The sequence below is a fragment of the Microbacterium sp. NPDC012755 genome, assembly GCF_042901325.1.
Classification (GTDB): domain Bacteria; phylum Actinomycetota; class Actinomycetes; order Actinomycetales; family Microbacteriaceae; genus Microbacterium; species Microbacterium natoriense.
This window is the reverse complement of record NZ_JBIBCT010000001.1, coordinates 3,657,432-3,664,117: the sequence shown is the minus strand read 5'-3', so window position 1 is coordinate 3,664,117 and position 6,686 is coordinate 3,657,432. Positions and strand designations below refer to the sequence as shown.

Sequence of the window (6,686 nt, the reverse complement as noted above, 5' to 3'; positions counted from 1 at the left end):
GACCCTGTGGGAGAGTAGGACACCGCCGGACTCCTTTTAGTCAAAATGGCCACCCATCGCTGGGTGGCCATTTTGCATATACACGAACAAAACAGGGAGCATCATGTCGGAAGAGGAAGAGCGCCGTCCGCGTCGCAACGATAGCGGACCGCGCGGAGACCGATCTTCCGGCGGAGGTTCCCCCCGCAACGGCGGTGCCCCGCGTCGTGAGGGTGGTTACAGCCGTGATGGTGGTGCTCCTCGTCGCGAGGGTGGCTATAACCGTGATGGTGGTGCTCCTCGTCGTGAGGGTGGTTACAGCCGTGATGGTGGTGCTCCTCGTCGTGAGGGTGGTTACAGCCGTGATGGTGGTGCGCCCCGTCGTGAGGGTGGTTACAACCGCGACGGTGCAGCGCCCCGCCGCGAAGGCGCTTACACCCGTGATGGTGGTGCCCCGCGTCGCGAGGGTGGCTACAACCGCGACGGTGCAGCACCCCGCCGCGAAGGCGGTTACAACCGTGATGGTGGTGCGCCTCGTCGTGAGGGTGGCTATAACCGTGATGGTGGTGCCCCGCGCCGTGATGGTGGTGCGCCTCGTCGTGAGGGTGGCTATAACCGTGATGGTGGTGCCCCGCGCCGTGATGGTGGTGCCCCGCGCCGTGATGGTGGTGCGCCTCGTCGCGATGGCGGCTACAACCGTGACGGTGGTGCCCCGCGCCGTGAGGGAGGGTTCAACCGTGACGGTGGAGCGCCTCGCCGCGATGGTGGGTACAACCGTGATGGTGGTGCTCCTCGTCGTGAAGGTGGGTACAACCGTGATGGTGGTGCCCCGCGCCGTGAGGGCGGGTTCAACCGTGATGGTGGTGCCCCGCGCCGTGAGGGCGGCTACAACCGCGACGGTGGCGCCCCGCGCCGCGATGGTGGCTACAACCGTGACGGCGCAGCACCCCGTCGTGAGGGTGGCTACGGCCGTGATAACGATCGTGAACGAAGCAACCGCTCGTTCCCGCAGCGCGGGGGAGCAGGACGTGACAGGGCTCCGCAGGCCGGTGGAGACCGTCCGCGGCACAACGATCCGGAGGTGCCCGAGGACGTCACCGCTCGCGATCTGCACCCGTCTGCCCGCAACGAGCTCAAGACGTTGAGCAAGGAGAACGCCGAGCGGGTCGCGCGGCATCTCGCGATGGCGTCTCGTCTCATCGATGAAGACCCCCAGCTCGCGCACGAGCACGCTCTTGCCGCGTCGCGGAGCGCAGGACGCATTGCGATCGTCCGCGAGACTCTCGGCATCACCGCATACGCGACCGAGGACTTCGCGCTCGCGCTGCGTGAGCTCCGGACCTATCGTCGTATCTCCGGCAATGACGACCAGATCGCGCTCATGGTCGACAGCGAGCGCGGCATCGGGCGGCCCGACCGCGCTCTCGAGACCGGTCGAGCCGTCGACCGCACGTCGCTTGCAACCCCGGTGCGGGTCGCCCTCGCAATCGCGATGTCCGGCGCCCGCCTCGACCAGGGAGACCTCGAACTCGCCCTCGGCGAGCTGGAGATCCCCGAGCTCGATCCTGATCGTGCCTTCGACTGGAGCCCCGCCCTCTTCGCAGCCCGCGCGGCCGTGCTGGAGGACCTCGGTCGCACCGAGGAAGCCGAGTTCTGGATGAAGCGAGCCGAAGTCGCCGCAGAGGCGTTGGGCATCGATGAGGCCGGCGACGAGGAGATCTTCGTCGAGGATCACCTGATCGAGGACGAAGACGAAGACGACACTGCAGGTGATGACCCTGATGACGCAGCTGACGCAGCTGACGCAGCTGACGCAGCTGACGCAGCTGACGCAGCCGACGCAGCCGATGTCGATGCCGACGCAGACACCGCGAGCGCTGACGCCGTTGTAGACGACGCAGCCGACTCCGACGTACCTGGGGATGGCGCGGCCGAGCCGTCCGTCGAGGATGAGGTCCGGGAGCTCCTCGGCGAAGACGACGACGCGCAGGCGGCAGAAGACCAGGAGGACGACTCCGCAGGCGACGGCCAGAGCGCCTGATGGGGTTGTTCTCGAAGAAGCAGTCGCTGCGCACGCCGCTGGACGGGGTCGATACCGTCCTCGCCGATCTCGACGGCGTGGTCTACGCCGGTCCTGGTGCCCTGCCGTACGCGGTGGAGAGCCTGAACCGGGCGGCGGAGCATGCACGTCTCGGCTACATCACGAACAACGCGTCCCGGACGGATGCCGCGGTCGCCGAGCACCTCACCGGGCTGGGTCTCACGGTGGCTCCGTCTGATGTGGTCACGAGCCCGCAGGCCGCCATGCGCCTGCTCACGACCATGGTTCCCGCTCCGGCGACGATCATGGTCGTCGGCGGTGACGGCCTCGTCGACGAGGTACAGAAGGCGGGCTACGTCGTGACCCGCAGCGCGGAGGATGCTCCGGCCGCTGTGGTGCAGGGGTTCGCCCCCGAGGTCGCATGGACGGATCTCGCCGAGGCGGCCTTCGCGCTGAAGCTCCCTGAAGACGAGGGCGGCATCCCGTGGATCGCCACGAACACCGACTGGACGATTCCGCGTGAACGCGGCGTCGCCCCGGGCAACGGCACGCTGGTCTCGGCTGTGCACACTGCCATCGGTCGGCTCGCGACCGTCGCGGGCAAGCCAGAGGTGCCCATCTTCGAGGAGGCGAAGGCGCGTTTCGACGCGCATCAGGCGCTCTTCATCGGCGACCGACTGGACACCGACATCCTCGGCGCCGTGCGTGCGGGAATCGACTCCGCTCTGGTGCTCACGGGGATCGATCGGCCCAAGCACGTTCTCGCCGCCCCCGAGGGGTCTCGTCCCACGTACATCCTGAGCGATCTCCGCGAGCTTCACGAACCCTATCCGGAGAGTGTGCAGCGCGATGGCGGACACTGGGTCAACGGCGCCGGCGTGCGCGTGACCGGGGGAGACGTCGAGATCCTCGCCGAGGGCGACGCGCAGATCGACCTGCTCCGCGCCGGAGCATCCGCGATCTGGGCCTCCGGAACGCCGGTGTTCGTGCTGCGCGTCCCCGAACGTCTGTACGACGATCCTTTCCACCGACCCTGACGTGGCGCGGACGGCGTGTCCGACCTCCCGCGTACAGTAGAAGCGTGAGCGAAGAGACGACTGCGCCGACTGACGGCCTGTGGAGCCGCCTGCGTCTGATCGAAGGACAGCCGCTCGCCGATCGCGCAGAGGCGTACTCGGCACTGCACGAAGACCTGTCACGTCGTCTGGAGAGCGGAGCCAAGCTCGACCAGCGCGAGACCACGGCGTCCCGATGACACGACTGGATGCCGCCCTCGCCGCGCGAGGCCTCGCCCGCTCGCGCTCGCACGCGGCCACTCTGATCGCAGAGGGCCTGGTCAGCGTCGACGGACGTCCCACCGTGAAGGCGTCGACGCCCGTAGCCGACTCGGCGGAGATCACCGTCGCCGGGGCCGATCACTACGTCGGTCGGGCCGCGCACAAGCTCATCGCGGGACTCGACGGCTTCGGCATCGCCGTCGACGGACGACTCGCCCTCGACATGGGAGCCTCCACCGGCGGATTCACGCAGGTGCTGCGCGAGCGCGGAGCCCGGCGCGTTCTCGCGGTCGACGTCGGCCACGATCAGCTCGCGGCATCCATCGCCGCGGATCCCGGTGTCGTGCTCGTCGAGGGGTACAACGTCCGGCACATGACTCCCGAGAACCTCGCCGCGGCGACGGGGGAGTCCGCGCGCCCCGATCTCGTCGTCGGCGACCTCTCCTTCATCTCGCTCGAACTCGTGCTCCCGGCGGTCGCCGGGGTCGCCGCCCCCGATTCCGACATCGTGCTTCTCGTGAAGCCGCAGTTCGAAGTCGGGCGCACCGCCGTGCGCGGAGGGCTCGTCACCGACCCGGCGACCAGGGCGGATGCCGTGGCCCGAACGGTGTGGAGCGCCTGGGACGCCGGACTCGGGATGCTCGGCATCCTTCCGTCGCCCCTGCTGGGCACCCATGGCAACACCGAGTATCTGGTCCACCTCGCGCCCGATAGGGGCAGCGATCCGTCAGAATGGTCAGACCGCATCAACGCACTGGCAGGGAGTCGATGAACGAGCGCAGCATCCTGGTCGTCGCCCATGCGGGCCGTGAGGACACGGTCCATGCCGCGCGGCGTGTCGTCGAGGCCCTGCGAGAAGCGGGCGCTCGCCCCGTGCTCGCGGCCGACGACAGCGCGGATCTCTCCGCCGTGGATCCGATGTTCGCGGATGTCGACGTTCTCGGGAAGACGGTCGACCAGGCCGAGCTCGAGCTCGCCATCGTTCTCGGCGGCGACGGCACGATCCTGCGCGCGGCAGAGCTCGTGCGCGGGTGCGCGGCCCCCGTTCTCGGCATCAACATGGGGCACGTCGGATTCCTCGCGGAGATCGACCGAGACGACATGGACGACGCGGTGCGCCGTGTGATCGCGAGGGACTACGAGGTCGAGGAGCGTCTCGCGCTCTCCGTACGAGTGAAGGACTCAGCGGGGGCGGTGATCTACGAGACCTGGGCGCTGAACGAGGCGACGGTCGAGAAGGCCAGCCGTGAGCGGATGATCGAGGTCGTGCTCGAGATCGACGGCCTTCCGCTGTCGAGCTTCGGCTGCGACGGCATGGTCGTGTCCACGCCGACCGGTTCCACGGCCTACAACTTCTCCGCCGGCGGGCCCGTGATCTGGCCCAGTGTCGAGGCGATCGCGGTGATCCCGCTGTCGGCGCATGCGCTGTTCGCGAAGCCGCTCGTGGTCAGCCCCGATGCGGCCGTCGCGATCGAGATGCTCGAGGGCACCTCCGGCTCGGGCATCCTGTGGTGCGACGGACGCCGCTCACATGAGCTGCCGCCGGGCGCGCGCGTCGTCGTCCGCCGGTCGTCCCGCCCCGTGCGGCTCGCGCGTCTGCACCCGACGGCGTTCACGAACCGGCTGGTGCGCAAGTTCCAGCTGCCCGTCGCCGGGTGGCGCGGCCAGGATGCGCAGGTGCAGTCGTGATCGAGGAGATGCGGATGCAGGGCCTCGGAGTCATCGCGGACGCGGTGCTGCCCCTCGGCCCTGGTTTCACGGCGATCACCGGCGAGACCGGCGCGGGGAAGACCATGGTCGTCACGGGGCTCGGACTCCTCCTCGGGCAGCGTGCCGATTCGGGCGCCGTCCGTGCCGGCGCCGCTCAGGCCTCCGTCGCCGGGGTGTGGATCGTTCCCGAGACCGGCGACGTGGCCGACATCGTGGCGGATGCCGGGGGCGATCTCGAACCCGTCGGCGCCGGGTCGGCCGAGCTCTACGTGTCGCGCAGCCTCAGCGCCGAGGGGCGCAGCAGAGCCAGCGTCGGTGGGCGCGCGGCACCGGCCGGCGTCCTGTCCGCTCTGGCGGAGGAGCTCGTGGTCGTGCACGGTCAGTCCGAGCAGCTGCGTCTGAAGTCCGCGTCCGCGCAGCGCGATGCCCTGGATCGGTTCGGCGGTGCGCCCATCGCGGAGGCGCTGAGGGCGTATGAGAGCTCCTTCGCACGCTGGCGTGCTCTGGACGCGGAGATCACCGACATCACCGAGAATCGCGATCGGCGACTCGAGGAGGCCACACGTCTGCGCGAGGCGCTGGCGCTGATCGAGGCGACCGCTCCCGAAACGGGGGAGGACGTGGAGCTGACGGCCAGGGCCGAGCGCCTGGCGAACTCCGAAGAGCTGCGGCTCGCAGCATCCCTCGCCCACACGGCGCTGTCGAGCGAAGAGGGCGATCCCGACGTCTCCGGTCTCATCGGGGAGGCGCGCAGGGTGCTGGAGCGCTCCTCGGATGCGACGCTGACCGAGCTCGCGCAGTCTCTCGCCGATGTCGGCTATCGCGTGGCGGACATCGCAGGACAGCTCTCGGCCTACCTCGCCGACCTCGACGAATCGGGCCCGCATGAACTGGCCGCGGTCGAGGAGCGCAGGGCGGCGCTCGGCGTGCTCGTCCGCGCCCACGGCTCTCTCGAGGACGCGCTGGAGCTGTGGCAGACCGGTTCGGCACGGCTGGCCGAGCTCGATGACGACGGAGACCGGATCGAGCGTCTGGAGGAGGAGCGCGACGCTGCTCGAGCAGAGCTCGACGGCCACGCGCGCACGCTGACGGACGCCCGCGTCGCAGCTGCTTCGCGGCTGGGCGCCGCGGTGAGCGAGGAGCTGCATGCTCTGGCCATGCCTGACGCGCGCCTCGAGGTCTCGGTGAGCGAGGGGGCGGAGACTGCGCACGGACGTGACGACGTCGCGATCCTGCTCGCCCCGCATCCCGGCGCGGAACCCCGCTCCGTGGCCAAGGGAGCATCGGGCGGCGAGCTGTCCAGGGTGATGCTCGCGATCGAGGTCGTGATCGCCGGAACCGACCCCGTGCCCACCTTCGTGTTCGACGAGGTCGACGCGGGCATCGGAGGCGCCGCCGCGATCGAGGTCGGTCGACGACTCGCCCGACTCGCCGAGAGATCTCAGGTGATCGCGGTGACGCACCTCGCCCAGGTCGCCGCCTTCGCCACGAACCATCTCTCGGTCGTCAAAGCCAATGACGGCGCGGTCACGGCGTCCAGCGTCCGACGCCTGGACGGCCCCGAGCGCGAGGCCGAGATGGCCAGACTGCTGTCCGGACTGACCGATTCGGATGCCGCCCTGACACACGCCCGAGAACTTCTCAGCCTCGGGACCCCCACCGCCTGATAGGATCGAAGC

General features: G+C 69.5%; 7 protein-coding genes. All 7 read left to right on the top strand.

Features of this window, described 5'->3' with window-relative positions; all coding sequences use genetic code 11:
* Window positions 1-224 precede the first annotated feature (224 nt).
* From ACFY5A_RS17180 to recN, 7 genes are read left to right on the top strand one after another with little or no spacing between them, the layout of a single operon-like run.
* Window positions 225-1,124, top strand: a complete 900-nt coding sequence (locus ACFY5A_RS17180) for a hypothetical protein (RefSeq protein WP_387235853.1) — start codon at window positions 225-227, stop codon at window positions 1,122-1,124.
* On the top strand, window positions 1,061-2,020 hold the full coding sequence (locus tag ACFY5A_RS17175) for a hypothetical protein (protein ID WP_387235850.1): 960 nt from the start codon (window positions 1,061-1,063) through the stop codon (window positions 2,018-2,020). Before ACFY5A_RS17180 ends, ACFY5A_RS17175 begins: the two co-directional genes overlap by 64 nt.
* Window positions 2,020-3,057 carry an HAD-IIA family hydrolase gene (locus tag ACFY5A_RS17170; protein WP_386951643.1) on the top strand — a complete coding sequence of 346 codons (1,038 nt, stop codon included), beginning with the start codon at window positions 2,020-2,022 and terminating at the stop codon, window positions 3,055-3,057. Before ACFY5A_RS17175 ends, ACFY5A_RS17170 begins: the two co-directional genes overlap by 1 nt.
* A gap of 44 nt (window positions 3,058-3,101) precedes the next feature.
* Window positions 3,102-3,275, top strand: a complete 174-nt coding sequence (locus ACFY5A_RS17165; RefSeq protein ID WP_181155975.1) for a hypothetical protein — start codon at window positions 3,102-3,104, stop codon at window positions 3,273-3,275.
* Window positions 3,272-4,069: a TlyA family RNA methyltransferase gene (locus tag ACFY5A_RS17160; RefSeq protein ID WP_387235848.1), complete on the top strand. Its 798-nt coding sequence runs from the start codon at window positions 3,272-3,274 to the stop codon at window positions 4,067-4,069. Before ACFY5A_RS17165 ends, ACFY5A_RS17160 begins: the two co-directional genes overlap by 4 nt.
* A complete protein-coding gene (locus tag ACFY5A_RS17155; protein ID WP_105676881.1) occupies window positions 4,066-4,986 on the top strand; it encodes an NAD kinase in 921 nt (306 codons plus the stop codon). The genes ACFY5A_RS17160 and ACFY5A_RS17155 overlap by 4 nt, the downstream gene beginning before the upstream one ends.
* Window positions 4,983-6,674: a DNA repair protein RecN gene (recN, locus tag ACFY5A_RS17150; RefSeq protein WP_387235846.1), complete on the top strand. Its 1,692-nt coding sequence runs from the start codon at window positions 4,983-4,985 to the stop codon at window positions 6,672-6,674. Before ACFY5A_RS17155 ends, recN begins: the two co-directional genes overlap by 4 nt.
* Window positions 6,675-6,686 lie beyond the last annotated feature (12 nt).

Bases quoted from the DNA above. Each gene is read 5' to 3' on its own strand.
- ACFY5A_RS17170 (WP_386951643.1), top strand. From the start codon at position 2,020: ATGGGGTTGTTCTCGAAGAAGCAGTCGCTGCGCACGCCGCTGGACGGG.
- ACFY5A_RS17155 (WP_105676881.1), top strand. From the start codon at position 4,066: ATGAACGAGCGCAGCATCCTGGTCGTCGCCCATGCGGGCCGTGAGGAC.
- ACFY5A_RS17160 (WP_387235848.1), top strand. From the start codon at position 3,272: ATGACACGACTGGATGCCGCCCTCGCCGCGCGAGGCCTCGCCCGCTCG.